Here is a 25,107-nt window from a genome sequence, read left to right as displayed (position 1 = left end):
TCTTGCGCAAGGCATCGCCGCACCGATTCAGCACAAACCCGCGCAGCATGAGGCAAGTGCCTGCTTCGGCTAGGTGCGACGCTCTACGGTTTTAGGAGCGCGCGCCTACACCCGCAGCGCATCGCGGCGTAAAGTGCGGCCATGCGTCAGAGGCGGCCCGCCCTGGCAAACCCAACCAACCCGCATACCGGAGGCCCCATGGTCAAGAAACTGCAGAAACTCAGCGCCGACAAGAAAAAGAGCAACGCCCAACTGTCCAGCACCGTCAAAGACTCCGCACAGCAAATCTGGCTGGCTGGCTTGGGCGCCTTCTCCAAAGCCCAGGAAGAAGGCGGCAAGGTGTTTGAAGCCCTGGTCAAGGAAGGCCTGACCATCCAGCGCAAGACCCAGGCCGTGGCCGAAGAAAAGATCACCGAAGCCACCAGCCGCGTGACCACCATGGCCAGCGACATTGGCTCCAAGGCCCAAGGTCAGTGGGACAAGCTGGAGAACATCTTTGAAGACCGCGTGGCGAAGGCCTTGTCCAAGCTGGGCGTTCCTTCTGCACGCGACCTGGAAGCACTGAGCGCCCGCGTGGACGCCTTGTCCAAGGGCAAGTCGGCCCCGGTAAAAGCTACAGCCAAGCCTGCTGCCAAAGCCCCCGCCAAGAAGGCAGCTGCCAAGGTAGCCACGCCTCGCAAGGCCGCAGCCAAGCCCGCCGTCAAGGCCGCACCGGCCAAGAAGGCTGCCGCCAAGAAGCCCGCAACCCGTGCAGCAGCCACGGGCACCAGCGCCCCTTCGGCCAGCTGATCGCGCACCGGTAGCCGTTCGGGCCCCGCCCGCATTACATGGCACCATGCCCAAAGGCCGACACGCCCACAGCGTGTCGGCCTTTTTTTGTTTTGCGAAAGCCTACGGGCTGCGATACAAGCAGCCATGTAAGCAGCGAGGCAAGGGACGATCTGGCGCGAATCGCTGAAGGCCCGCGCCCTGCCTCATGTCGCACTGCAGCATTTCTGCGTGGGTTAGAGTAGCCACCAGAGACATCGAAACAACGACACACAACGACGCGAAGGGGCCCGCACACATGGTGAAGAAAGCGCCGCGCCGCACTGCCGAACGCATCCTGGAAGTGTCCCTGGACCTGTTCAACCGGTTTGGCGAACCCAACGTTTCCACCACGCTCATCTCGGCTGAGCTGCGCATCAGCCCCGGCAACCTTTACTACCACTACCCTGCCAAGGACGAGCTCATCAATGCGCTGTTTGACCGTTATGAAACCGCGCTGAACGAATTGCTGGGCGCCAGCGACAACGTGCGCAACGTGGAAGACGCCTGGTTCTTCATGCACACGCTGTTTGAGATCATCTGGCAGTACCGTTTTTTGTACCGGGACCTCAATGACCTGCTGTCCAAGAACCGCCGACTGGAAACGCATTTCCAGACCATCCTGAAAAGCAAGACCCGCGCGGTGCGGGCCATGCTGGATGGCATGGGCCGCGCAGGCGCCTTGTGCATGGACGCCGGCGATCAGGAGGCCACCGCCACCAGCATGGTGGTGGTGCTGACCTACTGGCTCAGCTTCGAATACGTGCAGGACCCGCGCCACGCACTGGAACCCGAGAGCGCCCCGGCGGCACTGCAGCGGGGTGCGCACCATGTGCTGCACTTGCTGATGCCTTACCTTGAAGACGCACAGCGCGTGCATCTGCGGCAGATCGTGGGTGCCGACACACCGGCCACCGCTTGACCAGCACGGCCCACGCAACCCAAACCCAGGAGACACACCATGGCCCAATGGTCCCCTTTCCCGCATGCTGGTGACTACCGGTGGAATGCAGCCAGCGTCACGCAGCAATGGAGCCGGCTGCACAGCGGCGATGCCGAGCCCTGCCCCCCGGATGCCGCCGTGCTGCAAGCCTGGGCACTGTTTCACAACGGCGAGTTCGAGCAAGCCGCGGCGGCGGGCCTGAGCGCAGGCGGCGCCGGCATCACGGCGGCCAACAAGGCCACCGCGATTTACGCCAACTACCTGGAGCCCAAGGAAAAGACGCGCCTGGACCTGTTCCTGCAGGTGGCCGAGCGCGCCGCAGCCCAGGCCGCACAAGAGCCCGAGAACGCCAACGCCTGGTACTGGCATGCCTATGCCCTGGGCCGCTACAGCCAGGGCATCAGCGTGGCCAAGGCGCTGGCGCAGGGGCTGGGGCTGGGCGACAAGATCAGGAATGCGCTGGAAAAAACAATGGCCCTGTCACCCCGGCATGCCGATGCCCGCATCGCGCTGGGCACGTTCCACGCCGAGGTGATCGACAAGGTGGGCGCGCTGATTGGCGGGATGACCTATGGCGCCAAGAAAGAACTGGGCCTGCAGCTGTTTCAGGAAGCCCTGCGCATCCACCCAGGCTCGGCCATTGGCATGATCGAATACGCCAATGCACTGGTGATGCTGGAAGGCGACGCAAAGATGCAGGAGGCCACGCAGCTGTATGAAAAGGCGGCGGCCTGCGAGCCGCTGGATGCGCGAGAGCACCTCGACGTGGAGATGGCGCGCATTGAACTGCAGGAAGGCTGAGCTCGCTGCGCCAGCGCAAGCCAGCGCCCCGGTTCAGCCGAAACGCCGCGCGGCGATCTCCAGCAGGCCGTCAAAAATGAGGTTGTCCAGCAGCTCGAACGGGCGCGTCATGCTGGGCGCCATCTTCCAGCCGGCGCCACCGGTCATGACACAGGCAGGCTCGGTGCCGCAGTGGGCCATCACATGCTGCACCATGCGCTCGACCGCACCGGCAATCGCATAGGTGCCGCCACTGGTCAGGGCATCGCTGGTGTTGGTGGGAAAAAGGCGCACCTCGCCCGTGGGCACATGCAGGCCGGCGGTGCCGGCCTCCAGGGCGCGCAGCATGATGCCGTGGCCCGGCAGGATCAGCCCGCCCAGAAACCGCCCGTCCGCATCCAGGCATTCCACGGTGACCGCCGTGCCCACCATCACCACCACGATCGGGCGCGCAGGGCCTTTTGCCAGCACATGGTGGCGGGCGCCGATCATGGCCACCCAGCGGTCCGATCCGAGGCGCGAGGGGTGGTCGTAGCCGTTGACCACACCCGCCTCTTGTGCCGACGACACCACCCACTGCGCCGGCACATCCCACAGTTCCATCTGGTCTTGCACGCGGCGCTTGACGGCATCGCCCGCCACCACGCAACCCAGCATTCTGGATGGCACCGGCAGGTTGGCCCAGGAGCCTTCGGCCAGGCGGTCGATGTTGTCCAGAAATTCGGCGCCATGCGCCAGCAAGGCTGCGCCCGGGCGGTGAGCGTCGTACAACGCCCATTTGAGACGCGTGTTGCCGACGTCGATGGCCAGAAATGTCATGCGGCGGATTATCCCGAGTTTTCACGCGGGCCCGTTCGCATGCCGCAAAGGCGCGTGACAAGCCCCCCAGCCGAAGCGGCGCAGGGGCCTCGCCAATCACAGCGCGGCGTTCACCCCTGCCGCCACGGCAACCCCTGCCGGCGCCAGCCGCCTTTTTTGCCGCGCTGCGCATGGCTGTCGGGGTCGCCCTCGAAGCCTTCGAGGATGTTGTAGGCGGTGATGCCCAGCTCGGTGGCGCGGCGCGCGGCGGCAATCGAGCGCACACCGCTGCGGCACAGCAGCACGGCGCGGCCGCCTTCGGGCACGGCGGCGCGCAGCTGGGCGTCGAAATCGGCATTCATCGCCATGCCGGGCCATTGCTTCCAGGCCACGGCAATGGCGCCGGGCACCTGCCCCACCCATTCGCGCTCGGCATCGCTGCGCACGTCGATCAGCACGGCCTGGCCGTCTTGCACCCATCGCCAGGCCAGCTGCGCCGGCACATCGCCCGCATAGCCCTCGGCCGCGCGCGGCGCCTGCAGGCTGGCGCCATCGGCGTCGTGCCGCAGGCCCGAGTGCAGGTTGGCCGGCACCGCCTCGTCGATGCGGCGCGGGCGCGGCAGCTGCAGCGACTCCATCAGCGCCACAAACTCTTCCTGGCTGCGGCCGGCCACGCGGGCGTTACCGGCCTTTTCGGCACCGATGGTGGAATGGCTGCGCCCGTTGTAATCGTGGCCGGGCCAGACGGTGGTGCCCTCGGGCAAGGCAAACAGCACGCCGGTGATGCTGCGGTACAGGTCGGCCGCGCTGCCCGACTGGAAATCCGTGCGGCCGCAGCCGTTGATGAGCAAGGTGTCGCCGGTAAAGACATGGTCGCGCCACAGGAACGACATGCTGCCCGCCGTGTGTCCGGGGGTGTGCAGGGCGCGCAGGGTTTCGCCGCCAAAGGCCAGCGTTTCACCGTCTTGCAACTGCACCGCCGCCGTGCCAATGCCGCAGCCCGCGGGCACCGCCGTGCGCGCCCCGGTGTGCTCGGCCAGGCGGCCCGCGCTGGTGATGTGGTCGGCGTGCGCGTGGGTCTCCACGGCCCAGCGCAGCGTGAGCTGGTGCGACTGCAGCACGGCCAGGTCGCGCTCCAGCTGCTCGTCCACCGGGTCGATGATCAGCGCATCGCGCGTGGCGGGGTCGTGCAGGATGTAGGTGTAGGTGCTGGAAGCGGGGTCGAACAGCTGCAGGGGAATCATGGTGGGCATCCAGGTGATAGATCCGGGCGGACGGTGCGGCCATTGTGCCGCGCACTGCCCTTGCCTTCAAACGCTGGGCAACGCATCGGCACGCTCATTCCCACAGCGGGGCCGGTTGCTCGCGCAGGGCGTGGCGCAGCACCGGGTAGTCGGGCACCACCGTGGCCACGGTGCCCCAAAAACGCGGGCTGTGGTCCATCACGCGCAGGTGCGCCAGCTCGTGCGCCACCACATAGTCGATGATGGCCGGGCGGTAGTGCAGCAGGCGCCAGTTCAGGCGGATGGAGCCGTCGGCCTTGGCGCTGCCCCAGCGGGTCTGGGCGCTGGACAGGCGCAGGCGGGTCCAGCGCACACCGAGCAGCGGCGCGAAATGGTCGAGCCGGGCGGTGAAGTGGCGGAGCGCATCGCGCATCAGCCAGGCCTGCACGGCATCGCGGATTTGCGCCGGGCTGGCGCTGTGGGGCAGGCCGATGCGCAGGCTGGCACCCGTGGCGCCTTCACTGGCGGAGACCAAGGCACCGCCCTGGCCGGTGAAACCGTGGGTGGGGTCCAGCACCACGGTGAGCGGCTCGCCCAGGTAGGGCAGTTGCGCGCCGTGGGCCCAGGCAATGCGGCCGCCCTCGCTGCGCTGCTGGCGCGCGCGGGCTTCATCGAGCTTGCGCAGGATCCAGCCCGATTTTTCGCGCAGCGCCGCCTCCACGGCCGAGAGCGTGACCCAGCTGGGCGCCCGCACGGCCAGGCCATCGGCCCCCACCGTGAAGCCAATGCTGCGCCGGCGCACGCGCTGCAGCGCATAGGCCACCACGGCATCGCCCAGCAGCACCTCGCGGTTGGCCTGGGGATGGCGGAACTCGGCAGGGGACAGCAGCGACGCCAAGGCCGGTGCCGGTGCAGCAGTGGGGGGCGCGTTGTTTGCTCCTGTTTCAGGAGCTGCTTGCGCTTTATCCACAAGCGCTACAGGCAGTTTTGGCTTGATTTTCTCGGCCGGCGACCCTGCCACCGTGGGCGAGGCGCCAGCGGCGCGATCCTGCGGCCCGGGCGGGTCGAACAGGTCGAGCGCCAGTTGCACCAGCCGCTGCATCATGGCGCCCTCACGGGCGAGAGGAATACGCCTCGGGGTCCAGGCGGCGCATTTCGGCTTCGATCCAGGCCTCGACCTCCTGCATCAGTTCGTCGGGCTTGCGGCCCACGCTGGGGATGGGCTGGCCGATCGACACATCCACCACCCCGGGGCGCTTGATGAAGGCCTTGCGCGGCCAGACCCGGGCCGAGGTGACGGCCACCGGCACCACGGGCACCCCGGTATCAATGGCCAGCCGCGTGCCGCCGCTCTTGTATTGGCCCGCCTGCCCGCGCTCGATGCGCGTGCCCTCGGGGAACATGATGACCCAGGTGCCGCGCGCCAGCAGCGCCCGGCCCTGCTGCACCACCTTGACGAAGGCGCGCGCGCCCTGGCCGCGGTCGATGTGGATCATGTCCAGGCTGCCAATCGACCAGCCGAAAAAGGGCACGCGCAGCAGCTCCCGCTTGAACACATAGGCCAGCGGGCGCGGCATGATGGCCGGCATGAGGAAGGTCTCGTAGGTGGACTGGTGCTTGACCAGCAACACCACGCCCTGGTTTTCCTGCGTGGGCAGATGCTCCATGCCGGTGATGCGCGGGCGGATGCCCATGATGACGCGGGCGGCATCGACACTGAGCTTGAGCCAGGCCCGCGCGATGCGGTAACGCGTGCGGCTGCTGGCGCCAAAAAGCCGCACCAGCAGGATGGCCAGCGTGTAGGGCACCACGGTGATGCCCATCCAGAGCATGTGGACGATGGAACGGATCAAGGCCATATTTTTTGCGTGTTTTTAGTCTCTGGCGCTTACTGGCAAAGCGCCAGCAGCTATCAAATAAGTAGTATCAGTACGCCAGGGGTGGCGTGCCAGACACTGCAGCAGTTTCCGGCGCGGGCGTGGGTTGCGGCGCTGGCGCCGGGGGCAGCAGCTGCTCGACAAACGCCGCCAGGCTGGCATGCACCCGCGTGGCGGCGGGGAATTCGATGGGCAATATCTGCCCCGGCTGCAGGTGCTCCGACCGGCCCGTGCACACCAGATGCACTTGCGCACCCAGCGCCGCGCCGGCCTGCAGGTGCTCGGCGCAACTGCCCACCACCTGCACATCGAAGGGCTCCACGCCATAGCGGTCGCAGATTTGCTCGAGCAGGCCGGGCGCGGGTTTGCGGCAATGGCAGGCCTCATCGGGCGCGTGCGGGCAATAGAACACGGCGTCGATGCGCCCGCCCGCCGCCGCCACCTGCCGCAGCATCTTGGCGTGGATGGCATTGAGCGAGACCACATCGAACAACCCCCGCCCCAGCCCCGGCTGGTTGGTGGCCACCACCACATGCCAGCCCGCATGGTTGAGCCGGGCCACGGCCTCCAGCGCGCCCGGCTGGGCGCTCCACTCCTCGGGCGAGGTGATGAAGTCATCGCCCAGCAGGTTGAGGGTGCCGTCGCGGTCGAAAATGGCGAGTTTCATAGAAGGGGTTTGCCTTGTGAGAACCACCAGCCTACCAGCCTCTCAGACCGCCAGACGGGACAAGTCGGCCACGCGGTTCATGGCTTCGTGCAGCGTCTTGAGCAGGCCCTGGCGGTTCAGGCGCAGGTCCAGCTGCTCGGCGTTGACCATCACGTCGTCAAAAAACGCATCCACCGGCGCGCGCAGCACGGCCAGGGTCTGCAGGCTGGCGGTGTAGTCGCCCGCGTCGAACTGGGCATTGGCCTCGGGCACAAAGCGCTGCAGGGCGGCAAACAGGTCTTGCTCGGCCTGCTCTTGCAGCAGCACCGGGTTGACATGGGCATCCACCGGCCCTTCGACCTCGGCCTTCTTGAGGATGTTGCCGACGCGCTTGTTGGCTGCTGCCAGCGCCGGGCTTTCGGGCAAGGCGGCAAAGGCGCGCACTGCGGCCAGTTGCTTTTCGACCAGGGCCAGGCGTTGCGGGCGCAGGGCCAGCACGGCGTCCACCTCTTGGGCGCTGTAGCCCTGCTCGCGCAGGCTGCCAGCGAGACGGTCGTAGATGAAATCGGCCAGCGCAGCCGATGCGTCGGTGATCTTGTCGCCAAAGGCGGGCACAGCACCGGCCAGCAGCGCGTTCAAATCCAGCGACAGGTCTTTTTCGACCAGCATGCGGATCACACCCAGCGCGTGGCGGCGCAGCGCAAACGGGTCGCGGTCGCCCGTGGGCAGGTTGCCAATGCCGAACATGCCGACCAGGGTTTCCAGTTTGTCGGCCAGCGCCACCACCACACCGGCGGTGTTGCGCGGCAGCGCATCGCCCGCAAAACGGGGCTTGTAATGGTCTTCGATGGCGTGCGCCACGGTCTCGCCCAGGCCGTCGTTCAGGGCGTAGTAGCCGCCCATGGTGCCCTGCAGCTCGGGGAACTCGCCCACCATGTCGGTCACGAGATCGGTCTTGGCCAGCAGCGCGGCCAGGTCGGCATCGGCCACCAGTTGCGCGTCACCCAACTGGGTGGCGATGGCGTTCGCAATCGCGCGCACGCGCTCCACGCGCTCGCCCTGCGTGCCCAGCTTGTTGTGATAGACCACCTTGCCCAGGCCCTCGACGCGCGAGGCCAGGGTCTTCTTGCGGTCCTGGTCGAAGAAGAACTTGGCATCGGCCAGGCGCGGGCGCACCACGCGCTCGTTGCCACCGGTCACAAAGCTGGTGTCTTCGGGGCTGATGTTGCTGACCACCAGGAACTGGTTGGTCAGCTTGCCCGCGGCGTCGAGCAGCGGGAAGTATTTCTGGTTGGCCTTCATCGTGAGGATGAGGCATTCCTGCGGCACGCCCAGAAACTGCTCCTCAAACTGGCAGATGAGCACATTGGGGCGTTCGACCAGCGCGGTGACTTCGTCCAGCAGGGCTTCGTCTTCGATAGGGCGGGCGCCGTTGCCCACCTGGGCGGCAGCGGCGGCCAGCTGGCGCGCGATCTCGGCCTTGCGCTCGGCAAACGATGCGATCACGGCGCCGTCTTTGCGCAGCGTGGCGGCGTAGCTGTCGGCGTCGGCCAGCACCACGGGCGACACGGCGGCTTCAAAGCGGTGTCCTTGCGTGCTGTTGCCGGCCGTCAGGCCCAGCGCCTTGACGGGCACCACGGCAGCGCCATGCAGCGCCACCAGGCCGTGCGCGGGGCGCACAAAGTTCACGCTGCTCCAGCCAGGTAGCTCGCAGTCGGTTTCGAGCTGGTAGCTCATGACCTTGGGGATGGGCAGCTTGGCGATGGCTTCATCCAGCGCCTTTTGCAGGCCACCCGCCAGCGTGGCGCCGGGCACCACGCTGTCGTAGAACAGCGCTTCGGCCTTGCCATCCTGTGCGCGCTTGAGCGCGGCCACGGCGGCTGCGGGGTTGGACACATCGGCCCCCAGCGCCTGCAGCTTTTTCAGCAGCGCGGGCGTGGCGTTGCCGCTGGCGTCCAGGCCCACGGTCACCGGCATCAGCTTTTGCTGCACGGCCTTGTCGGCGGCCTTGTCGGCCACGGCGGTTACGTGCGCGGCCAGGCGGCGGGGCGAGGCAAAGGGCGTGATCACCGAGGCGGCCGTCGCCAGGCCCTGGGCCTTGAGCTGGTCGCCCAGCACGGAGGCAAACGCATCGCCCAGCTTTTGCAGCGCCTTGGGGGGCAGTTCTTCGACAAACAGTTCAACGAGGAGGTTTTGGGTCGTCATGTTCTTGTTCTTTCGCTCGTTCACGCTGCCTTTTTGACCATCTGTTCGACCCACTCACGCGGCGCCATGGGGAACCCCAGGCGCTCGCGGCTTTCGTAGTAGCTTTGCGCCACGGCGCGGGCCAGGTTGCGGATGCGGCCGATGTAGGCGGCGCGCTCGGTCACGCTGATGGCGCCGCGCGCGTCCAGCAGGTTGAAGCTGTGCGCGGCCTTGAGCACCTGCTCATAGGCGGGCAAGGCCAGTTGCTGCTCCATGAGGTACTTGGCCTGCTTTTCGTGCGCGTTGAAGGCGGTGAACAAAAAGTCGGCGTCGCTGTGCTCGAAGTTGTAGGTGGACTGCTCGACCTCGTTTTGCTTGTACACGTCGCCGTAGCTCAGCCGGGAGCCGTCGGCGCCTTCGGTCCAGGTCAGGTTATAGACGTTGTCCACGCCTTGCAGGTACATGGCCAGGCGCTCCAGGCCGTAGGTGATTTCACCCGTGGCGGGCTTGCAGTCGATGCCGCCCACTTGCTGGAAATAGGTGAACTGCGTCACCTCCATGCCGTTGAGCCAGACCTCCCAGCCCAGGCCCCAGGCGCCGAGCGTGGGGTTTTCCCAGTCGTCTTCGACAAAGCGGATGTCGTTTTTTTTGAGATCGAAGCCCAGGGCTTCGAGCGAGCCCAGGTACAGCTCCAGGATGTTGGCTGGCGCGGGCTTGAGCACCACCTGGAACTGGTAGTAGTGCTGCAGGCGGTTGGGGTTCTCGCCGTAGCGGCCGTCCTTGGGGCGGCGGCTGGGCTGCACGTAGGCGGCCTTCCAGGGCTCGGGGCCAATCGCTCTTAAAAACGTAGCAGTGTGCGATGTACCGGCGCCCACTTCCATGTCATAGGGTTGCAACAGCGCGCAGCCCTGGGCGTCCCAGTAGGACTGCAGCTTCAAGATGATTTGTTGGAAGGTCAGCATGAATCGATTCTGGCTTGCCGCAGGCCGGGCCTGCGCCGATGAAAAAGAGGGGCAGTCAGCGCTGCCCAAACGTCGATTTTACGGCGCCGCCCGTGCGGATGCGGGCAAGAAACGCCCGGCCGCCTGTGCCGACGCGCAAAGACGCGGATGCGAAGGGCTGCTAGACCCTTTCACGCCCTGCACCTTCACCAATTCGTCACAGTCGTGACATTCAATGCCGGTTTGTCCTTTTGTGTATCACCACCAACTCTTGCGCATGACTTCATTCTTCACCTCCTCCCGCCGGAATCTTTTCTGTCTCTCCCTGGTGGCTGCAGCAGCCCTGTCCGCCTGCGGCGGCGGCGATGACGATTTCGAGCCCACGCCCAGCACCCTCAAGCTGGAGAAAATCGGCGGGTATTCCTCCGGCACGTTCCTCAAGAGCGCAGCGGAAATCCCCGCCTTCGACGCAGCCTCCAAGCGCGCCTTCGTGGTCAACGCCCAGTCGGGCAAGCTCGACGTGCTGGACCTGAGCGACCCCAAGAACCCCAAGAAAGTGGACGAAGTTGACGGCACCAAGGTGCTCGCAAATGGCGAGGTCAACAGCGTGGCCGTGAAAGATGGCCTGGTGGCCATCGCCATCCAGGCCAAGCCCAAAACCGCCCTCGGCAGCATCGCGATCTACCAGGCGTCTGACCTGAAGCTGCTGGGCTCGGCCACCGTGGGCGCACTGCCCGATATGCTGACCTTCACGCCCGACGGCAAGACCGTGCTGGTGGCCAACGAAGCCGAACCCAGCGACGACTACCAGGTGGACCCCGAGGGCTCGATCAGCATCGTGGACGTGAGCAACCCTGCCAGCCCCAAGGTGAGCACCGCCGACTTCAAGGCTTTCAACAGCCGCGCTGCCGAGCTGCTGGCCAAGGGCGTGCGCCTGTTTGGCCCCAACGCCAACAACACCGGCAAGGCCACCGTCGCGCAAGACCTGGAGCCTGAATACATCGCTGTGGCAGCCGACGGCAAAACCGCCTGGGTCACGCTGCAGGAAAACAATGCGATGGCCATCGTGGACATCGCCAAGGCCACGGTCACCGACATCGTGGCGCTGGGCTACAAGGACCACAGCTTGGCCGCCAATGCACTGGACGTTGCCGACAGCGACGGCAAGAACCCCGTCATCAACATCGCCGTAGCCCCCAACGTGCTGGGCATGTACATGCCCGACGCCATCTCTGCCTACAAGGCAACCGACGGCCAGACCTACCTGGTGACGGCCAACGAGGGCGACGCGCGCGCCTGGGGCGAGAACACGCCCGCCTACTTTGGCAACGGTGCCGGGGGCCAGGGCGACGTGACCAAGGGCTTTGTGGAGGAATGGCGCGTCAAGAACCTGGTGCATAAGAGCGGCTTCCTGCGCCGTGCCGACGACGACCTGCCCGCCCACCTGATCGCTCTGGCCAAGGGCGACGGCGGCGCGCTGCTCAACCCCGACAACTTCGGCTGGTGCGGCGCCATCGCGGGCGACCCCAAGACCTGCCGCGATGACGACCAGCTCGGCCGCCTGAAGGTCACCTGGACCCAGGGCTACCAGACCAACGCCGACGGCAGCCCCAAGTGGTACAACGCCAAGGGCGTGGCCGACGCCGCCGGCAACCGCCTGATGTACGACAAGCTGTACGCCTACGGCGGGCGCTCCATCTCCATCTGGAACGACAAGGGCGCCCAGGTGTGGGATTCGGGTGCTGCCATTGAGCAGTTCCTGGCCAGCGATGAATGCAAGCTGGGCTCCAAGCGCGACATCGCCTGCAAAACCTACTTCAACACCGGCCACGACGAGACCGCTACGCTGGACGCCCGCAGCTCCGCCAAAGGACCCGAGCCCGAAGGCCTGACCGTTGGCACCATCGGCAACAAGACCTTCGCCTTTGTGGGCCTGGAGCGCATGGGCGGCGTGCTGGTGTTCGACATCACCGACCCCAAGGCCCCCCAGCGCGTGGACTACATCAACACCCGTGAAGACTGGACCGCGAGCTTCAGCGACAAGACGCCGCCCGATCTGTCCAAGGTGGGCGACCTGGGCCCTGAAGGCCTGGCGTTCATCCCCGCCAAGCAGTCGCCCAACGGCAAGCCCTTGCTGCTGGTGGGCAACGAGGTGAGCGGCAGCACCGCGGTGATTCAGCTCAACCTGGGCTATTGACCGAGCATTGAGCAAAAGCCCCGTCAGCAGATCACTGGTGGTCTTCTGGCGGGGCAGGAGCCAGGTTGGGGAAGCGACCCGCGCCACGGTTTCGGTGCCGCTGACTTTTGCCTACTCCTTACCCTTCTCAATTTTGATAGCAGCCTCCGCTTATCCAATAAGCGCTAGAGGCTGTTTTCGCCTCAACCCTAGACGTCAATGCAGCTGACCCAGAAACTGGCGCAGCTCCGGTGTCTGCGGGGCGCCAAATAGCTGCTCGGGCGCGCCCATTTCGTGCACCCGGCCCTGGTGCATGAAGACCACGCGGTCGCTCACCTTGCGGGCAAAGCCCATTTCGTGGGTGACCATGATCAGCGTCATGCCCTGGTCAGCGAGGCCTTCGACCACTTGCAACACCTCGCCGACCAGCTCCGGGTCGAGCGCGGATGTCACCTCGTCGCACAGCAGGATCTCCGGGTTCATGGCCAGCGCACGGGCGATGGCCACGCGCTGCTGTTGGCCGCCCGAGAGCTGATCGGGCATGGCATCGAACTTTTCCGCCAGACCGACGCGCGCCAGCAGGCGCTGGGCATTCTGGCGCGCCACGTCCTTGGGCTGGCTGGTGACGAGTGTGGGCGCCAGCATCACATTGCGGCCCACCGTGAGGTGCGGAAACAGGTTGAAGTTCTGAAAGATCATGCCCACGTTCTTGCGCAACTCGCGCAGAGCGTGGGCGTCACCGGCCTTCAAGGGCTGGCCGTGCACGCTCAGCTCGCCTTGCTGAAACTGCTCCAGCCCGTTGATGCAGCGCAGCAGCGTGGACTTGCCCGAGCCGCTTTTGCCGATGATGGAAATCACCTCGCCGCGCTGCACCTGCAAGTCAACGCCCTTGAGCACTTCGTTGTCGCCATAGCGTTTGCGCAGACCTTTTATCTGCACCAGCGGAAAGATGCCTGGCGCTGGGGCGGTGGATGCGGGGGAAAAAGAGGCAGCAGAGGCGGTGGTCATGGCAGGCAATCCAGGTCAGGTCAACAAATCAGGCGAGCAAACGGAACATTGCGGGCAGTCAGCGCCTCGGGCGCAAGCGCCGCTCCAGCCGCTGGCTCCATAGCGACAGCGGAAAACACAGGGCAAAGTACAGCGCTGCCACGCAGCCGTAGATCAGGAAAGGTTCAAAGGTGGCATTGGCGATCAGCTGGCCAGCCTTGGTGATTTCGATAAAGCCGATCACGCTGGTCAGCGCCGTGCCCTTGACGATCTGCACGCTGAAGCCGGCCGTGGGCGCAATGCCCATGCGCAGCGCCTGCGGCAGGATTACGTGACGCAGTTGCTCGGTAAAACCCATTGCCAGGCTGGCCGATGCCTCCCACTGGCCTTTGGGAACGGACTCCACGCAGCCACGCCAGATCTCGCACAGATAGGCGCTGGAGTAGAGCGTGAGACACACGCAGGCCGCCAGCAGCGGCGAGGTGTCGATGCCCACCATGGCCATACCGAAATAGGTCAGAAAGAGTTGCATCAATAGCGGCGTGCCCTGAAACACCTGCACATAGGTGGCAACAAAGCGCTGCGCCCCCGGCAGCTTGGCCAGGCGCAACACCAGCAGGGCCATGCCCAGCACGCTGCCGCAGACGAAAGCAATGACGGACAAGCCCACCGTCCAGCGCAGGGCCAGCAGCAGCTGTTTGGCAATGTCCCAGAAAGTGAAATCAACCATGGTGCGTCACTCCTTCAGGCGCGGCGGCCAAACACCCAGCGCGGGCCGATCCAGTTGAGCAACTGGCGCAGCAGCACGGCCAGGCCGAGATAGACCACGGTGACGAGGATGTAGGACTCGAAACTGCGGAAGGTGCGGCTGGAGATGAGGTTGGCGGCGTACGAGATCTCCTCGGTCGAGATCTGGCTGCACACCGAGGAGCCCAGCATGACGATGATGGTCTGCCCCACCAGCGACGGCCACACGCGGCCCAGCGACGGTGGCAGCACTACGCGGGTGAAGGTTTGCCACGGCGACAGTGCAAGGCACTGCGCGGCCTCGATCTGTCCATGCGGTGTGGCCTCGATGCCGGAGCGGATCTGCTCGCAGGCATAGGCGCCCAGGTTCAGCGTCATGGCCAAAATGCTGGCCACCTCGGGCGAGAGGCGCACGCCCATGGACGGCAGGCCGAAGAACAAAAAGTACAGCTGGATGATGAACGGCGTGTTGCGAAACACCTCGACATAGGCGGCCACCCCAAAGCGCAGCGCTGCCCCACCGTACAGCCGGGACCAGGCGCAGGCAATGCCCAGCAGAACGCCCAGCGGAATGGCGATGCCGGTCAGCACCGCCGTCAGCACCAGCCCTTTGAGGAGCATGGGCCATTGGCCCAGCACCGTTGCGAAATCCATTGCCATGCGTGCAGTCCGTGATCAGAAAAAGAAAGAAGCCCTGGGCAACGGTGCGGCATTTGCGGGCACAGGCCCGCCGTCTTCCGCGCAGTGACACGGACCCGTTGAACGCGGCCTTTAGTCCGGCAGGTTGCCCGTGCCGCGGCCCAGCCACTTTTGCGAGTACGACTCGAGCGTGCCGTCCTTCTTGGCGGTGCGCAGGATCTCGTTGATCTTGTTCAGCAACGTGGTCTCGCCCTTGCGCACGCCGGTGTAGTTGGGCGAGTCCTTGATCAGCAGCTTGTATTCGGCCTGCACTTTGGGATTTTTTTGCAGCGCAGCAGCGGCCACGGCAGCGCCCACTGCGACAAACTGGGTCTGCTGCGTCATGAAGGCGGCCATGGTGGCGTTGTCGTCCTCGAAGCGCTGGATCTTCAGGCTCTTGGGCGCCAGTTGCACCAAGGCGTCGTCCTGGATGGTGCCGCGCGTCACAGCCAGGGTCTTTCCGGCCAGATCGTCAAAGCTCTTGAGCTCCACGTTCTTCGGGCCGAACACGGCCTGGAAGAACGGCGCATAGGACGTGGAGAAATCGATGACCTTCTGGCGCTCTTCGTTCTTGCCCAGTGCAGAGACGATGACGTCGATCTTTTTGGACTGCAGGTAGGGAATGCGGTTGGGCGTGCTGACCGGCACCAGGTCGGCCTTGACGCCCAGCTTGTCGGCAATCAGCTGCGCGACAGCGACGTCCACACCGGTGGGCTTGAAGTCAGGACCCATGAAACCATAAGGCGGGTAGTCGGTGGGAATGCCCAGGGAGATGCTTCCCTTGTCCATCACGGCCTTGAGCGAGCCATCTTGCTGCGCACTGGCACCGAACGACAGGGTCATGGCAACGGCGACAACGGCACCGGCGGCGAAAGCTCTGCGACTGAATTTCATGAGGCACTCCGAGAAAAGGAAAAGAGGTTGTGTGCCACCTCATCAGCACATTGCGTGCCAGGCTGAAACAGCCGTTGCATGGCATCCGGCGGGCACCACACCCACGCCCCATTGCCAGGCAGAGACGCCCGCGCCCCACGGCCTTTTCTCTCTAGAGAACGACCTGAAGCGCCAACGGCACAGCGCAGCGTGCGGGCACCTTTTTTGCTGTGCAGGGTGCATGCCGATTGAAACAATAGTTTCTTTGTTCCAGAATTCCGGCACACATGTTTCACAACCGTGCACCACCGCCCCAAGCTGGGGCGCAACGCACAAACACAGGGAGCAGACACCCATGGCCTTGCCCGATGTACCGTCGTCCATGGAGGCCCGCGTGCGCCATATGTATGGCGATCTCTCGGAAGCCGAGCGCAAGCTGGCCGATGTGGTGCTGGCCCGGCAGGATGAATTGCTGGGCTACACCGCCACCGAGCTGGCGCAGCTGGCTGGCACATCCAAGTCCACGGCGGCGCGCTTCTTTCGCCGTGCGGGGTTTGCCGGTTTTGACGAGTTTCGCCAGCAGGTGCGCGCCCACCACACGCGCCAGTCACCGCTGGCCCGCATGGCGCAGGTGCAGCGCAAGGACAGCCTGGCCCAGCAGCTGCACACCCATCTGCGCCAGGACGCCCAGCGCCTCGCCGGCTGGGCCGATGCCCTGCCCGATGCGCAGGTGCAGGGCGCACTGGCCCTGCTGTCCAAGGCGCGCAAGGTGTGGGTGGTGGGCTACCGCCACAGCCAGGTCACGGCTGGCTATGCCCAGGCCCTGCTGGCCCAGGTGCGCAGCGATGTGGCCAGCCTCAATGACGCCAGTGGCCGCGAAGCGGAGCTGCTGGCCACCGCCAGCGACAGGGACGTAGTGCTGGCCGTGGACTTTCGCCGCCGCAGCACCCGCCTGCCCGTGGTGCTGGCAGCGGCGCGCAGCATGGGTGCGCAAGTGGTTCTGCTGACCGATGCGCCAGTCTCTGCCCTGGCCATGCAGGCCCAGGTGGTCTTGCGTTGCGGCGCCAGCGCCCCCGATGGACTGTTTGACTCCTATGTCTGCGCCATCAGCCTGATGAACTTTCTGGCCGGCGCGTTTGCCGCGCAGTCCAAGACCGGCACCCACGCGCGCTTGCAGCGCATCGAACAGTTGCATGTGGTACTGGGCGACCTGGAGCCGCAGCTTTAAGGGCGCCCCGCGTGGCCACTCCCATTGACTTGATCCTTTTTCCTTCTGTTTGACCTGAAAGACACCATGTCCCCACTTCCCGCACTCACCGCTGAATGCCTGCGCAACCCCGCCGCTGACCGCCAGACCCCTTACGGCGAGCGCCGCAGCGCCATCCTGGGCGCACCGGCGCTGGCGCTGGCCGAGCGCGAACTGACCAGCTGGCAGGGCTATGCGGCCACGCCACTGCACACCCTGCCCGCGCTGGCGCAGGCGCTGGGCGTGGCCGCCTTGCACTACAAGGACGAAGGCAGCCGTTTTGGCCTGGGCAGCTTCAAGGCCCTGGGTGGCGCCTATGCCGTGGCGCGCCTGCTGTGCCGTGAATTGGGCGCCCGCCTGGGCCGCCCGCTTTCCACGCAGGACCTGCTGACGCCCGAGCTGCGCGCACTGTGCGCCGACATCACCGTCACCTGCGCCACCGACGGCAACCACGGTCGGTCCGTCGCCTGGGGTGCGCAACTCTTTGGCTGCCGCTGCGTGATCTACATCCACGCCACGGTGAGCGAAGGCCGCCAGGCCGCCATTGCCCATTACGGTGCCGAGGTGGTGCGCACGCCGGGCAACTACGACGATGCCGTGCGCCAGGCCGATGCCGACGCCAAACGGCATGGCCGCTTCGTCATCTCGGACACCTCGTACCCCGGCTACATGGACGTGCCACGCGACGTGATGCAGGGCTACCAGCTGATGGTGCAGGAGGCCGCGCGACAGCTGGCGCAGCGCCCCACACACATCTTCGTGCAGGCCGGTGTGGGCGGTCTCGCCGCTGCGGTGTGCGGCTATTTTTGGGAGCGTGACGGCAGCGAGCGCCCGGTGTTTGTGGTGGTGGAACCCGACCGCGCCGATTGCCTGACGCAAAGCGCCAAGGCCGGGCGGCTCACCGCCGTTACCGGCGACATCAACACGCTCATGGCGGGCCTGGCGTGCGGCGAGGTATCGCACCTGGCCTGGGAAATTCTGGAACAAGGCACGGATGGCTTTTGCGTAATCAACGACCAGGCCGCCGTCGAGGCCATGCGCCTGCTGGCCCACCCGCTCGGAAACGACCCGGTGATCGTGGCGGGCGAATCCGCCGTTGCCGGTGTGGCCGCCGCCGTGGCCGCGTGCCAGAGCGATGCGGCCCGCCAGGTGCTGGGGCTCACGGCCGACAGCCGCATCCTGTTCTTTGGCAGCGAAGCAGCGACCGACCCCCAACTGTACGAGCAGCTGGTGGGCGAGAGCGCCGAGGCCGTCGCCACCCGCGCCGGAGCCCGCGCATGAGCGATACACCAACGATCAATGGCGCACGGCTGATGCAGCGCATCGCCGAACTGGGCCAGTTTGGCGCACTGCCCGGCGGCGGCACCAACCGCCTGGCGCTGTCGGACGCCGACCGTGCGGCACGCGACTGGACCGTGCAGCAGATGCGCACACTGGACATGGACGTGGAAATCGACGCCATCGGCAACGTGTTTGCCACCTACGCCGGAACCGCTGACCTGCCCCCCCGTGGCCACTGGCAGCCACATCGACACCGTGCGCACCGGCGGCCTGTACGACGGCAACTATGGCGTGCTGGCGGGGCTGGAAGTGGTGGCCACGCTGCGTGATGCCGGTGTGCGCACGCGGCGCCCGCTGCAGGTGGCGTTTTTCACCAACGAGGAAGGCGCGCGCTTTCAGCCCGACATGCTGGGCAGCCTGGTGCATGTGGGCGGCATGCCGCTGGCCGAAGCGCTGGCCAGCGTGGCGGTGGACAACGGCGCCGCGCTGGGCGCCGAGCTGGCGCGCATTGGTTACGCCGGCCCGGCCCCCGTGGGCGCGCCGCGCGTGGACAGCTTTATCGAGCTGCACATCGAGCAAGGCCCGGTGCTGGACCGCGAAGGCATTGCCATCGGCGTGGTGGAAGGCGTGCAGGGCATTTGCTGGATGGAGTTCAGCTTCAGCGGCCACAGCAACCACGCGGGCACCACCCCCATGGCGCTGCGCTGCGACGCCGGCATGGCTGCCATGCGCTGCGCCGCCTTTGTGCACGAACTGGTGGCGCGCCATGGCGGGCGCCAGCTGGGCACGGTGGGTGCAGTGACGCTGCAGCCCAACCTGATCAACGTGATTCCGAGCCGCGCCGTGATGACCGTGGACCTGCGCAACACCGACGGCGCGCTGCTGCACGCCGCGCAGGCCGAGATGCTGGCCCACGCCCGGCGGGTGGCGGCCGAGCATGGCGTGCAGTTCAGCCACCGCCAGCTGGCCGACTTTGCGCCGGTGCAGTTTGACGCGGCACTGGTTGAGAGCGTGGAACGCCACGCGCGGGCGGCAGGCCTGTCCACACTGCGCATGCCCAGCGGCGCCGGCCATGACGCGCAGATGCTGGCACGCGTGTGCCCCACGGCGATGGTGTTTGTGCCCAGCGCCGGCGGGCTGAGCCACAACGTGCGCGAGCACACCGACGCGCAGCAGCTGGAGCAAGGTGCCAACGTGCTGCTGCAGGTGATGCTGGAGCGGGCCAACCGTGCCTGATGCCGGCACATCACGATTTGAATAAAAAGGCCTCTAGCGCTTATTCAACAAGCGCAAGCAGCTATCATTTTTGAAGAAAGCAACCGCCTCTTATGTCTCGCATCGTCAACGTAGCGCTGGGCCAACTGGGCCCGATCCAACGCACCGACAGCCGCACGGCCGTGGTCCAACGCCTGTGCACCATGATGCGCGAGGCGCACAGCCTGGGCGCACATGTCATCGTCTATCCGGAGCTGGCGCTGACCACCTTTTTCCCGCGCTGGTACCTGGAAGACCCGGCCGAGATCCACCGCTACTTTGAGCGCAGCATGCCCAGCGCCGAAACGCAGCCGCTGTTCGAATTGGCCAAGGAACTGGGCGTGGGCTTTTACCTTGGCTACGCAGAGCTGGCCGAAGAAGCGGGCCGGCTGATGCAGTACAACACCGCCATCCTGGTGGACCGCACGGGCGGCATCGTCGGCAAATACCGCAAGATCCATGTGCCGGGCCATTTCGAGCACGAACCCTGGCGCAAATTCCAGCACCTGGAAAAGCGCTATTTCACGCCGGGCAAATCATTTGACGTGCACCAGGCCTTTGGCGGCACCGTGGGCATGGCGCTGTGCAACGACCGCCGCTGGGCCGAGACCTACCGCGTGATGGCGCTGCAGGGCGCAGAGATGATCTTCATTGGCTACAACACGCCGGTGCACAACGCGCCGGCACCGCAGCACGACGATCTGTCACTCTTCCACAACCAGCTGGCCGTGCAGGCCGGCGCCTACCAAAACGGCTGCTGGGTTGCCAGCGTGGCCAAGGGCGGCGTCGAAGAAGGCGTGGACAGCATCGCCGGCAGCCTGCTGGTGGCGCCCTCGGGCGAAGTGGTTGCACGCTGCACCACCAAGGACGACGAGGTGGTGCTCGGACGCTGCGACCTCGACTTTTGCGCCATCTACAAGCGCACTACATTCAACTTTGATCTGCACCGCCACCCCGAATGCTATGGGCTGATCGTGCAGAAAAAGGGCGAGACGCTGGCCGCCGATGGCAGCCCCTGGCAGGGCTGAGAGGCCGAGGTAGCGGGAATAAAAAAAGAGAGCCGACGGCTCTCTTTTCATGGGCTGGGTAACCGCTCTGCGATCCCCGTCCACCCGCTGCGCTGCGCGGGCGTGGCTTACTGGCCGTCCCAGCGGCGCAGCACCAGGCTGGCGTTGGTTCCGCCAAAGCCGAAGCTGTTGGACAACACGGTGCGCAGCGGTGCATCACGCGCCTCGCGAACGATGGGCATACCTTCGGCGGCGGGGTCGAGGTTCTCGATGTGGGCCGAGCCGGCGATAAAGCCCTCTTGCAGCATCAGCAGGCAGTAGATGGCCTCTTGCACTCCCGTGGCACCTTGCGAGTGGCCGGTGAGCGACTTGGTACTGGAAAACGGCGGCACCGCATCGCCAAACACCGCACGCAGCGCGCGCAGCTCTGGCAGGTCACCCACCGGGGTGGAGGTGCCGTGCATGTTGATGTAGTCGATGGGGCCGTCCAGGCCCTCGATGGCCTGGCGCATGCAGGCAATGGCGCCGTCACCCGAAGGCGCCACCATATCCACGCCGTCCGACGACAGGCCAAAACCCACAATCTCGGCCAGGATGGTGGCACCACGGGCCTGGGCATGTTCCAGGCTTTCCAGCACCATGGCACCACCACCACCAGCGATCACAAAACCGTCGCGGTTGGCGTCGTAGGGGCGGGACGCCGTCTCGGGGGTATCGTTGTAGGCGCTGGACATGGCGCCCATGGCGTCAAACAGCATGGCCAATTGCCAGCTCAACTCTTCACCACCGCCTGCAAACATCACGTCTTGCAGGCCAAAAGCAATCTGCTGCGCCGCCATGCCGATGCAATGGGCCGACGTGCTGCAGGCCGAGGTGATGGAGAAATTGATGCCCTTGACCGCAAACGCGGTGGACAAATTGGCCGACACGGTGGAGCCCATGCAGCGCGTGACCTGGTACGGCCCGACACGGCGGATGCCCTTGCTGCGCAGGATGTCGGCGGCTTCAACCTGGTTCGCGGACGATGCCCCGCCCGAACCCATGATGAGGCCGGTGCGTGGGTTGGAGACCTGTTCAGGTGTCAGGCCGGCCTGGGCAATCGCGTCCTTGAGCGACAGGTAGGCATAGGCGGCCGCGTCACCCATGAAGCGGCGCAGTTTGCGGTCGATCAGTGCGTCAAGGTCAACCTGCGGTTTTCCAGCCACCTGGCTGCGCAGGCCCATTTCGGCAAATTCGGGCATGGCCACGATGCCGGACTTGCCTTCGCGCAGCGACGCGGTGACGGTCGCCATGTCGTTGCCAATGCACGAGACGATGCCCGAGCCCGTGATCACCACGCGTTTCATGCGGCCTCTCCTTGCGGTGCTCCGTCTTTTGCCGCGTCTTCCTCGCGCTTGAACAAGCCCACGCGCAGGTCGTTGGCCACGTAAATCTCTTTGCCATCGGCCAGCAGGCGGGCATCGCCAATGGCCATGACCAGCTTGCGCTTGATGACGCGCTTGATGTCGATTTCGTAGGTGACGAGTTTGACGTCAGGCCCCACTTCGCCGGTGAACTTGACCTCGCCCGCACCCAGGGCGCGGCCGCGACCGGGCAGCTGCAGCCAGGTCAGGTAAAAGCCGATGAGCTGCCACATGGCATCAAGCCCCAGGCAGCCGGGCATGACCGGATCGCCCTGGAAGTGGCAGGCAAAAAACCACAGGTCAGGACGCACATCGAGCTCGGCCCGGATTTTTCCCAGCCCGTGGGCGCCGCCATCGCTGTCGATGTGGGTGATGCGGTCAAACATCAGCATGGGTGGCAGCGGCAGACGCCCGCTGTCAGCGCCGCACAGCCGGCCCTCGCCCGAGGCAATCAGTTGTTCATAGGAAAAGGAATCTGCCATTTTCAGTCGTGCTCCAGAACAGCGGCCGTGCCGCTTCAAAAATTCACCATTTGCAACCCCCTGCTACCGGTTGCAGGGCTCCATTATCAAGGCACATCCAGGCCGACCGACCGCACAGCCGCCGATTGGCCTGCCGACCGACCACCACTCCCCCGCACGGCATGACCTGGATCAATGCCTGCCATGCCGTGCGGCCGCGTGCCGTGGTGTTGGGTTTAGCGCCGCCAGCGCCGCGCGAACGCCGCACCGGCAACCACGCACACGCCCACCACCCACAAGGGCGCCAGGCCCCAGCGCGCCACCCACCAGGCATACGGCGTGATGCCCCAGCCCTGCTGTGCGCTGAGCCCGCGCCCGTGCACCTCGCCGGTCAGCACGCCACGGGTGTGGCGTGCCAGCGCATGGGTGACCACGCCCCGATGGTCGATGATGGCGGTGGCCCCGGTGTTGGTTGCGCGCACCATGGGGCGCTCGAACTCCAGCGCACGCATGCGGCTGATCTGCAGATGCTGGTCGATGGCGACGGTGTCGCCAAACCAGCCAATGTTGCTGAAATTGACAAACAGCGTGGGGGCGGTGGCCGGGTCCGCAAACCGTGCGCCCAGCTCTTCGCCAAACAAGTCCTCGTAGCAGATGTTGGGGGCAATGCGCTGCCCCGCCCAGGCAAACGAGGGCTGCCCAACGGCACCGCGATTGAAGTCGCCCAGGGGAATGTTCATCATGGCCGTGAACCACTTGAAGAACGGCGGGATGAACTCGCCGAACGGCACCAGATGGTGCTTGTCATACTGGTACGGCACCTGCTGGGCGGGCTTCAGGCCCAGCACCGAATTGGTGTAGCCGCGCTCCTGGTCTCCCAGCGGAATGCCCAGCAGCGCCGCCCGATCCCCTTGGCCGAAATGCGCCGCCAGCCCCTCCAGATACCCCGGCATGAGTTGCTGCGGCAGCAGCGGGATGGCGGTTTCAGGCGCCACGACGAGGGTTGCCTTGGCCGCGAGCAGTGCATCGGCATACCACCGCAGCGCCAGCGGCACGCCGCTGCCGGGCTGGAACTTTTCGTCCTGCGGAATATTGCCCTGCAGCAGTGCCAGGCTGATGGGGGCAGGCTGCGCCGCCGCCGGTGTGTGGCACCACTCGATGGCGCATTGGCGCTGCAGCCCCGCGCCCACCAGCACCAGCGCGCCCCCCGACACGAGTGCCCAGGCGCGCAGGCTGCGCCAATCGCTGGTGCGCGCCTGCGCCAGCAGCATGGCCAGCACCGCGGCCACGAACCCGACGCCATACACCCCCACGGTGCGCGCCAGCGCACTCAAGGGCCCTTGCACATGTGCATAGCCGCCAGCGCCCCAGGGAAAACCCGTCCACAGCGTGCCGCGGGCCAGCTCGGCCAGCAACCAGACTGCTCCGAAAAGCATAGCTACCAGCGCACGGTGGGCGGGCGCAAAACGCGAAAAAAGCACCAAACCGACAGCGTAATAGCTGCCCAGAAAGCCCGCCAACCCCAGCACGGCGACCACCGCGAGCGGCGCCGCCAGGCCGCCATAGGTGTGCATGGAGATGAAAAGCCACCAGAAGGTGGCCGCCAGCCAGGCGGTGGCAAACACCCAGCCCAGGCCGGCTGCGCGGCGCCAGGGCGTTGGGCCGCGCACCAGCCAGGCCAGCACCGCCAGCGACAGGATTTGCAGCCACCACTGCGGCGCGCCACTCCCGGGCCATGCCAGTGACAACGCCTGCGCCACACCCGCCGCAGCGGCCAGGCAGGCGCGCACGGCGAACGCAGCCCCAGGCAGGCGTGGCAGCCGGGCCATCAGTCGGCGGCGCTGTTTTCATCGACGCGCGACACCTTGAACCAGCGCACTGCGCCGCCCTTGGTGTGCAGCACCACAAAGTGCAGTCCGCACAGCTGCAGGTGCTCGCCCCGCTTGGGAACATGGCCCATTTCGTGGGCGATCAAGCCGCCGATGGTGTCAAAGGATTCGTCGGGATCGCTGCCCTGCACGGCCACGCCAAAGGCCTCGGCCACGCGCTCGATGGGGGTGTCGCCGCTCACGCGGAAGGTCTGGTCTGCCAGGCCGAAAATGTCGCCTTCGTCTTCGGGGATATCGAACTCGTCTTCGATCTCGCCCACGATCTGCTCCAGCACGTCCTCGATGGTGACCAGGCCGGCCACGCGGCCAAACTCGTCGATCACGATGGCCAGGTGGTTGCGGTTGCCGCGAAACTCGCGCAGCAGATCATTCAGGCCCTTGGTTTCCGGCACAAAAGCGGCCGGGCGCAGCAAGGCGCGGATGTTCAGCTCAGGTGCCCGCTGCAGCTTGAGCAGGTCTTTGGCCATGAGGATGCCAATGATGTTCTCGCGCTCGCCCTGGTACACCGGAAAGCGCGAGTGCGCGGTGCTGATCACCTGGCGCAGCAACTCGTCAAAGGGCGCTTCGATGTTGACGAGGTCCATGCGCGGAGCGGCCACCATCACATCGCCGGCGGTCATGTCGGCCATGCGGATGACGCGTTCAAGCATCACGCGGGAGTCGGCGCCGATGACCTGGTTGTCTTCGGCCTCGGCCAGGGTTTCGATGAGCTCTTCGGTGGAATCCGGTCCGGGGTGGATGAACTCGGCCACTTTTTGCAGGAAGGTGCGCTTGTCTTCCTTTTCGGGCAAGCGCTGGGGGTGCGGGTCAGACACTGTCTTGGAGTGCAGGACGTGCGGTAGTGAAACAGCCCTCTAGGATAGCGGATTGTCGTGACAACGCTTGCATTGCAGGCCCGTGACCGCG

At 65.9% G+C, this 25,107-nt stretch carries 25 protein-coding genes and 1 pseudogene; 10 read left to right on the top strand and 16 right to left on the bottom strand.

Annotated elements, in window-relative coordinates; translation table 11 throughout:
- The first annotated feature begins 198 nt into the window (after window positions 1–198).
- The 3 genes from J8G26_RS03340 (at window position 199) to J8G26_RS03330 (ending at window position 2,551) form a co-directional block, all read left to right on the top strand.
- The gene (locus J8G26_RS03340) at window positions 199–789 is read left to right on the top strand and encodes a phasin family protein (RefSeq protein WP_210567916.1); all 591 of its coding nucleotides are present in this window, start codon (window positions 199–201) and stop codon (window positions 787–789) included.
- Window positions 790–1,066: 277 nt separating this feature from the next.
- Window positions 1,067–1,729, top strand: coding sequence for a TetR/AcrR family transcriptional regulator (locus tag J8G26_RS03335; RefSeq protein WP_210567915.1), 663 nt, complete (start codon window positions 1,067–1,069; stop codon window positions 1,727–1,729).
- A gap of 39 nt (window positions 1,730–1,768) precedes the next feature.
- Complete coding sequence (locus tag J8G26_RS03330) at window positions 1,769–2,551, top strand: hypothetical protein (protein ID WP_210567914.1); 783 nt, start codon at window positions 1,769–1,771, stop codon at window positions 2,549–2,551.
- A gap of 33 nt (window positions 2,552–2,584) precedes the next feature.
- Here the strand turns inward: J8G26_RS03330 and J8G26_RS03325 are convergent, their stop codons facing one another.
- The 8 genes and pseudogenes from J8G26_RS03325 to glyQ all read right to left on the bottom strand — a co-directional run bounded on the left by J8G26_RS03325 (window position 2,585) and on the right by glyQ (window position 10,220).
- A complete protein-coding gene (locus tag J8G26_RS03325) occupies window positions 2,585–3,349 on the bottom strand; it encodes a type III pantothenate kinase (RefSeq protein WP_210567913.1) in 765 nt (254 codons plus the stop codon).
- 110 nt (window positions 3,350–3,459) lie between these two features.
- Window positions 3,460–3,870 carry a rhodanese-like domain-containing protein gene (locus J8G26_RS19290; RefSeq protein WP_349238302.1) on the bottom strand — a complete coding sequence of 137 codons (411 nt, stop codon included), beginning with the start codon at window positions 3,868–3,870 and terminating at the stop codon, window positions 3,460–3,462.
- Window positions 3,868–4,581: pseudogene (locus J8G26_RS19285) on the bottom strand (MBL fold metallo-hydrolase); the annotation flags it as partial. The pseudogene J8G26_RS19285 and the gene J8G26_RS19290, both read right to left, overlap by 3 nt.
- Window positions 4,582–4,666: 85 nt before the next feature.
- On the bottom strand, window positions 4,667–5,653 hold the full coding sequence (locus J8G26_RS03315; protein WP_210568038.1) for a SprT family zinc-dependent metalloprotease: 987 nt from the start codon (window positions 5,651–5,653) through the stop codon (window positions 4,667–4,669).
- Between the two features lie 10 nt (window positions 5,654–5,663).
- Window positions 5,664–6,410 (bottom strand): lysophospholipid acyltransferase family protein, encoded by a 747-nt coding sequence (locus J8G26_RS03310; protein WP_210567911.1) that lies wholly within the window; start codon window positions 6,408–6,410, stop codon window positions 5,664–5,666.
- A 67-nt stretch (window positions 6,411–6,477) separates the two neighbouring features.
- A complete protein-coding gene (gene gmhB / locus J8G26_RS03305) occupies window positions 6,478–7,095 on the bottom strand; it encodes a D-glycero-beta-D-manno-heptose 1,7-bisphosphate 7-phosphatase (protein WP_210567910.1) in 618 nt (205 codons plus the stop codon).
- Window positions 7,096–7,137: 42 nt separating this feature from the next.
- Window positions 7,138–9,279: a glycine--tRNA ligase subunit beta gene (gene glyS / locus J8G26_RS03300; protein ID WP_210567909.1), complete on the bottom strand. Its 2,142-nt coding sequence runs from the start codon at window positions 9,277–9,279 to the stop codon at window positions 7,138–7,140.
- Between the two features lie 20 nt (window positions 9,280–9,299).
- Window positions 9,300–10,220, bottom strand: coding sequence for a glycine--tRNA ligase subunit alpha (gene glyQ, locus J8G26_RS03295; RefSeq protein ID WP_210567908.1), 921 nt, complete (start codon window positions 10,218–10,220; stop codon window positions 9,300–9,302).
- Here glyQ and J8G26_RS03290 point away from each other — a divergent pair.
- Complete coding sequence (locus tag J8G26_RS03290; RefSeq protein ID WP_143218318.1) at window positions 10,219–10,428, top strand: hypothetical protein; 210 nt, start codon at window positions 10,219–10,221, stop codon at window positions 10,426–10,428. The two genes, glyQ and J8G26_RS03290, sit on opposite strands and share 2 nt — an antisense overlap.
- Before the next feature lie 48 nt (window positions 10,429–10,476).
- Window positions 10,477–12,396 (top strand): choice-of-anchor I family protein, encoded by a 1,920-nt coding sequence (locus J8G26_RS03285; RefSeq protein WP_210567907.1) that lies wholly within the window; start codon window positions 10,477–10,479, stop codon window positions 12,394–12,396.
- A 195-nt stretch (window positions 12,397–12,591) separates the two neighbouring features.
- Here J8G26_RS03285 and J8G26_RS03280 read toward each other — a convergent pair whose 3' ends face one another.
- The 4 genes from J8G26_RS03280 to J8G26_RS03265 form a co-directional block, all read right to left on the bottom strand.
- Window positions 12,592–13,383 (bottom strand): amino acid ABC transporter ATP-binding protein, encoded by a 792-nt coding sequence (locus J8G26_RS03280; RefSeq protein ID WP_282598122.1) that lies wholly within the window; start codon window positions 13,381–13,383, stop codon window positions 12,592–12,594.
- Window positions 13,384–13,441: 58 nt separating this feature from the next.
- Complete coding sequence (locus tag J8G26_RS03275) at window positions 13,442–14,092, bottom strand: amino acid ABC transporter permease (RefSeq protein WP_087747686.1); 651 nt, start codon at window positions 14,090–14,092, stop codon at window positions 13,442–13,444.
- Between the two features lie 14 nt (window positions 14,093–14,106).
- The gene (locus J8G26_RS03270) at window positions 14,107–14,769 is read right to left on the bottom strand and encodes an amino acid ABC transporter permease (protein WP_210567906.1); all 663 of its coding nucleotides are present in this window, start codon (window positions 14,767–14,769) and stop codon (window positions 14,107–14,109) included.
- 111 nt (window positions 14,770–14,880) lie between these two features.
- Complete coding sequence (locus tag J8G26_RS03265; protein ID WP_210567905.1) at window positions 14,881–15,681, bottom strand: transporter substrate-binding domain-containing protein; 801 nt, start codon at window positions 15,679–15,681, stop codon at window positions 14,881–14,883.
- 334 nt (window positions 15,682–16,015) lie between these two features.
- On the opposite strand from J8G26_RS03265, the gene J8G26_RS03260 reads away from it, so the two are divergent.
- The 5 genes from J8G26_RS03260 (at window position 16,016) to J8G26_RS03245 (ending at window position 20,469) form a co-directional block, all read left to right on the top strand.
- Window positions 16,016–16,888 carry a MurR/RpiR family transcriptional regulator gene (locus tag J8G26_RS03260; protein ID WP_210567904.1) on the top strand — a complete coding sequence of 291 codons (873 nt, stop codon included), beginning with the start codon at window positions 16,016–16,018 and terminating at the stop codon, window positions 16,886–16,888.
- 66 nt (window positions 16,889–16,954) lie between these two features.
- Window positions 16,955–18,187: a diaminopropionate ammonia-lyase gene (locus J8G26_RS03255; RefSeq protein ID WP_210567903.1), complete on the top strand. Its 1,233-nt coding sequence runs from the start codon at window positions 16,955–16,957 to the stop codon at window positions 18,185–18,187.
- Entirely contained in the window at window positions 18,184–18,516 is a 333-nt protein-coding gene (locus tag J8G26_RS19620) for a hypothetical protein (protein WP_349238299.1), read from the top strand. The genes J8G26_RS03255 and J8G26_RS19620 overlap by 4 nt, the downstream gene beginning before the upstream one ends.
- Entirely contained in the window at window positions 18,416–19,423 is a 1,008-nt protein-coding gene (locus tag J8G26_RS03250) for a hydantoinase/carbamoylase family amidase (RefSeq protein ID WP_349238298.1), read from the top strand. The genes J8G26_RS19620 and J8G26_RS03250 overlap by 101 nt, the downstream gene beginning before the upstream one ends.
- 92 nt (window positions 19,424–19,515) lie before the next feature.
- Window positions 19,516–20,469, top strand: coding sequence for an N-carbamoyl-D-amino-acid hydrolase (locus J8G26_RS03245; protein WP_210567902.1), 954 nt, complete (start codon window positions 19,516–19,518; stop codon window positions 20,467–20,469).
- Window positions 20,470–20,576: 107 nt separating this feature from the next.
- Here J8G26_RS03245 and fabB read toward each other — a convergent pair whose 3' ends face one another.
- From fabB to J8G26_RS03225, 4 genes are all read right to left on the bottom strand, one after another.
- Window positions 20,577–21,794: a beta-ketoacyl-ACP synthase I gene (gene fabB / locus J8G26_RS03240; protein ID WP_210567901.1), complete on the bottom strand. Its 1,218-nt coding sequence runs from the start codon at window positions 21,792–21,794 to the stop codon at window positions 20,577–20,579.
- A complete protein-coding gene (gene fabA / locus J8G26_RS03235) occupies window positions 21,791–22,333 on the bottom strand; it encodes a 3-hydroxyacyl-[acyl-carrier-protein] dehydratase FabA (protein WP_210567900.1) in 543 nt (180 codons plus the stop codon). Before fabA ends, fabB begins: the two co-directional genes overlap by 4 nt.
- 215 nt (window positions 22,334–22,548) lie before the next feature.
- A complete protein-coding gene (gene lnt / locus J8G26_RS03230) occupies window positions 22,549–24,141 on the bottom strand; it encodes an apolipoprotein N-acyltransferase (RefSeq protein WP_210567899.1) in 1,593 nt (530 codons plus the stop codon).
- Complete coding sequence (locus J8G26_RS03225) at window positions 24,141–25,016, bottom strand: transporter associated domain-containing protein (protein WP_210567898.1); 876 nt, start codon at window positions 25,014–25,016, stop codon at window positions 24,141–24,143. The genes lnt and J8G26_RS03225 overlap by 1 nt, the downstream gene beginning before the upstream one ends.
- Window positions 25,017–25,107 lie beyond the last annotated feature (91 nt).

Source organism: Acidovorax sp. JG5 (assembly GCF_017939685.1).
GTDB lineage: Bacteria > Pseudomonadota > Gammaproteobacteria > Burkholderiales > Burkholderiaceae_C > Acidovorax.
This window is presented reverse-complemented; position numbering and strand designations above follow the sequence as displayed.

What these genes read in the sequence shown, in the direction of transcription:
- J8G26_RS03340 (WP_210567916.1), top strand. Translation starts at nt 199, where the DNA reads ATGGTCAAGAAACTGCAGAAACTCAGCGCCGACAAGAAAAAGAGCAAC.
- fabB (WP_210567901.1), bottom strand. Translation starts at nt 21,794, where the DNA reads ATGAAACGCGTGGTGATCACGGGCTCGGGCATCGTCTCGTGCATTGGC.
- J8G26_RS03275 (WP_087747686.1), bottom strand. Translation starts at nt 14,092, where the DNA reads ATGGTTGATTTCACTTTCTGGGACATTGCCAAACAGCTGCTGCTGGCC.
- J8G26_RS03260 (WP_210567904.1), top strand. Translation starts at nt 16,016, where the DNA reads ATGGCCTTGCCCGATGTACCGTCGTCCATGGAGGCCCGCGTGCGCCAT.
- J8G26_RS03325 (WP_210567913.1), bottom strand. Translation starts at nt 3,349, where the DNA reads ATGACATTTCTGGCCATCGACGTCGGCAACACGCGTCTCAAATGGGCG.
- J8G26_RS03245 (WP_210567902.1), top strand. Translation starts at nt 19,516, where the DNA reads ATGTCTCGCATCGTCAACGTAGCGCTGGGCCAACTGGGCCCGATCCAA.
- J8G26_RS03330 (WP_210567914.1), top strand. Translation starts at nt 1,769, where the DNA reads ATGGCCCAATGGTCCCCTTTCCCGCATGCTGGTGACTACCGGTGGAAT.
- glyS (WP_210567909.1), bottom strand. Translation starts at nt 9,279, where the DNA reads ATGACGACCCAAAACCTCCTCGTTGAACTGTTTGTCGAAGAACTGCCC.
- J8G26_RS03255 (WP_210567903.1), top strand. Translation starts at nt 16,955, where the DNA reads ATGTCCCCACTTCCCGCACTCACCGCTGAATGCCTGCGCAACCCCGCC.
- J8G26_RS03270 (WP_210567906.1), bottom strand. Translation starts at nt 14,769, where the DNA reads ATGGCAATGGATTTCGCAACGGTGCTGGGCCAATGGCCCATGCTCCTC.
- J8G26_RS19620 (WP_349238299.1), top strand. Translation starts at nt 18,184, where the DNA reads ATGAGCGATACACCAACGATCAATGGCGCACGGCTGATGCAGCGCATC.
- J8G26_RS03285 (WP_210567907.1), top strand. Translation starts at nt 10,477, where the DNA reads ATGACTTCATTCTTCACCTCCTCCCGCCGGAATCTTTTCTGTCTCTCC.
- J8G26_RS03265 (WP_210567905.1), bottom strand. Translation starts at nt 15,681, where the DNA reads ATGAAATTCAGTCGCAGAGCTTTCGCCGCCGGTGCCGTTGTCGCCGTT.
- lnt (WP_210567899.1), bottom strand. Translation starts at nt 24,141, where the DNA reads ATGGCCCGGCTGCCACGCCTGCCTGGGGCTGCGTTCGCCGTGCGCGCC.
- fabA (WP_210567900.1), bottom strand. Translation starts at nt 22,333, where the DNA reads ATGGCAGATTCCTTTTCCTATGAACAACTGATTGCCTCGGGCGAGGGC.
- J8G26_RS03335 (WP_210567915.1), top strand. Translation starts at nt 1,067, where the DNA reads ATGGTGAAGAAAGCGCCGCGCCGCACTGCCGAACGCATCCTGGAAGTG.
- J8G26_RS03280 (WP_282598122.1), bottom strand. Translation starts at nt 13,383, where the DNA reads ATGACCACCGCCTCTGCTGCCTCTTTTTCCCCCGCATCCACCGCCCCA.
- J8G26_RS03290 (WP_143218318.1), top strand. Translation starts at nt 10,219, where the DNA reads ATGAATCGATTCTGGCTTGCCGCAGGCCGGGCCTGCGCCGATGAAAAA.
- J8G26_RS03315 (WP_210568038.1), bottom strand. Translation starts at nt 5,653, where the DNA reads ATGCAGCGGCTGGTGCAACTGGCGCTCGACCTGTTCGACCCGCCCGGG.
- gmhB (WP_210567910.1), bottom strand. Translation starts at nt 7,095, where the DNA reads ATGAAACTCGCCATTTTCGACCGCGACGGCACCCTCAACCTGCTGGGC.
- J8G26_RS03310 (WP_210567911.1), bottom strand. Translation starts at nt 6,410, where the DNA reads ATGGCCTTGATCCGTTCCATCGTCCACATGCTCTGGATGGGCATCACC.
- glyQ (WP_210567908.1), bottom strand. Translation starts at nt 10,220, where the DNA reads ATGCTGACCTTCCAACAAATCATCTTGAAGCTGCAGTCCTACTGGGAC.